Origin of the sequence: Alkalibacterium indicireducens (genome assembly GCF_039522005.1) — a bacterium.
In the GTDB taxonomy this organism is placed as follows: domain Bacteria; phylum Bacillota; class Bacilli; order Lactobacillales; family Carnobacteriaceae_A; genus Alkalibacterium; species Alkalibacterium indicireducens.
In genome coordinates this window covers 1-2,330 of record NZ_BAAADA010000136.1, presented here as the reverse complement: position 1 = coordinate 2,330, position 2,330 = coordinate 1, and the positions used below count along the sequence as shown (strand labels likewise).

Sequence of the window (2,330 nt, the reverse complement as noted above, 5' to 3'; positions counted from 1 at the left end):
AAGTCATCCAACCCCATTATAAAGGACTTTTTTATGTCATGAAACAGTTAAATTTTTAATGCAACACTAGTGAGTTGAATCAAACAGTCTGCTAAAACAAGTAGGTAAGCTGTATGTGCATCATGCCCACACGCATGCATGACACCATCATTTTTAGATTTAAAAGGGACGTCAGCTTCTTCTTGAATTGGGAGAGCATCAAAATCAGCTCGAAGTGCAACAGTTTTGCCTGCTTTTCCACCTTCAATAGTAACAATGATGCCATAGCCATTACCAATGTTTGTGTCAATTTTGATATCTTTTCCTTGATAAAACTTTTCAATATAGGCAGCTGTTTTTTCTTCTTGAAATGACAGTTCAGGGTGTTGATGTAGATGTCTGCGAATCGCTACCATTTCATCTTTTCGTTGTTCCAGCATATCGATTAGTTTTTTCATGAATTAGTCGAGCTCCTTTCGGGATGTTGATCTTAGATTCTGACTTGTTTAATTACTAATCTAATTCTAACATAAACTAAATAGAAACTTGCTTAAGGACTAGTTAGAAAATTTAGCGAATTTTAAAAAACCCTCGTCTTAAAGAATTCTAATTGCGAATTCTAGCATGCAGACGAGAGTCAAATCGTTAAATTGAGATTTTAATGAAATTAATAAGACTATTTACTTTGTTGAAACGATCGCAATATAACCTAAATTTGATTTATTTGTTTTGAAAAAGCGGAACATTGATTTAAAATAGGCTCGATTTTCCTTTTTTATTGCCTGCCGAAAAATTTTCATCGTCCGTATCAAGCCTTCATCTTTAATCATACCGATCGGATTCATTAATGACATTGGACCAGTTGCTACATCTAAATTTTCAAAGCCAGCTTGATTAAAGATATTACGCCAGCCTGCTTCGTCATGAGGTTTAGCTTGAACATGAATTGCTTGTTGCAAGTCTGTTACAACTTTCGGCATACCTCCATCTGTAAGCTTAACATCATGAGTTAATAACAGACCACCTGGTTTTAAAACTCGATAATATTCTGAAATTGCTTTTACTTTTTGCTTGTCTCCCAGCATCGTTAACATCGCCTCATTGATTACGATGTCAAAGGATTGGTCGGGATAGGGAAGATTTAATGCATTCGCTCGTTCAACCGTTATATGGTCTGTTAGCTTTGCTTCCTCTATCCGCTTCTTAGCTATCTCTATTACTTGTTTATCTAGATCAACAGCTGTGATCGAACATCCTGTTTTTTTGACCAACTCAATCGCATTTGTACATTGGTTACAAGCTACTTCTAGGATGTGTTGGTTTTTATTAAATGAAACATGGTTAAATAACCAATCCGTTGCTTCCACGCCACCAGGACGTAGCCGTGTTTTTCCTAATCTAGCAAGAAAGGAATGTCCTGCTTCACGCATATTATTCACCTGCCTTTACAACTGTTAGTAACATTTTAAACGCTTCAACAGCTTCTAACGCATGGGGTATTTCTGCAGGCATGACAATGCTCTCACCTTTTTTGACGGTGTAGTCAGTCTGGTCAATTGTAATCAATGCTTCACCTTCTAAAATTTGCACAAGTGCATCCCCAGTCGCTGTATGTCGAGCAATTTGTTGACCTTTATCAAGTGCAAATAATGTTAATGTTAAAGTTTGGTGTTGAACAAGTGACTTACTCGACTTTCTGTTAGGTACAATTTCAATTTGATCAGCTAACTGAATCGTTTCATTATGTGGAATTTTATTAATCATTTGTTCATTCTCCTCTGTTTGGTAAATATGGATTTGTTGAAAACTAGCTTTATTTTTAGCTTTGATTGCATGATAGGAACCACGATCTAGTAAGATCATCGATCCAGCTTCTAAAACGACAACTTGTTCATTATGGGTTATTTCCAATTGGCCTTCGAGACAATAAATTAACTTTTCCAGACCGACAATCTCCGTACTAATCGATTCTCCCGCTCCAAGTCCAAAAGCGGTTATATCATAAATATTTGTTTCTGCGATTGCCGTGCTGACAATTTGATCAGACATCATAATTGCTAACTCTGTATTATTGAATACTGTTGCAATGGGTAAATCCCTCAAACTACCCCTCCTTATCGATTGATATTATATAAATAACTCAAGTTTTGCAGTTAAAAAATAGCCTTTGACGCTTGGTGTCATTGACTTGGTACCGATTATTATGCCGCTTTTGATATTTGATTCAGCTGATTTTCTTTTAAAAATGGCTTGAAGAGTTCCGGTAAACTATCAAAGATAGTATCTAACAAGTCTTGAACATGTTGTTCAGATAGTACTAACTCGTTCATTAATGTCTCTTTCAGACAGGC

At 36.1% G+C, this 2,330-nt stretch carries 2 protein-coding genes and 1 pseudogene; all 3 read right to left on the bottom strand.

From position 1 onward, the window contains the following. Window positions 1-71: 71 nt before the first annotated feature. Window positions 72-437, bottom strand: a pseudogene (locus ABFX15_RS08195) (M20/M25/M40 family metallo-hydrolase); the annotation flags it as partial. A 222-nt stretch (window positions 438-659) separates the two neighbouring features. Then, window positions 660-1,409, bottom strand: a complete 750-nt coding sequence (locus tag ABFX15_RS08190; protein WP_346024969.1) for a class I SAM-dependent methyltransferase — start codon at window positions 1,407-1,409, stop codon at window positions 660-662. Window position 1,410: 1 nt separating this feature from the next. Further along, a complete protein-coding gene (locus tag ABFX15_RS12200; protein WP_428830623.1) occupies window positions 1,411-2,082 on the bottom strand; it encodes a cupin domain-containing protein in 672 nt (223 codons plus the stop codon). Between the last annotated feature and the right edge of the window lie 248 nt (window positions 2,083-2,330).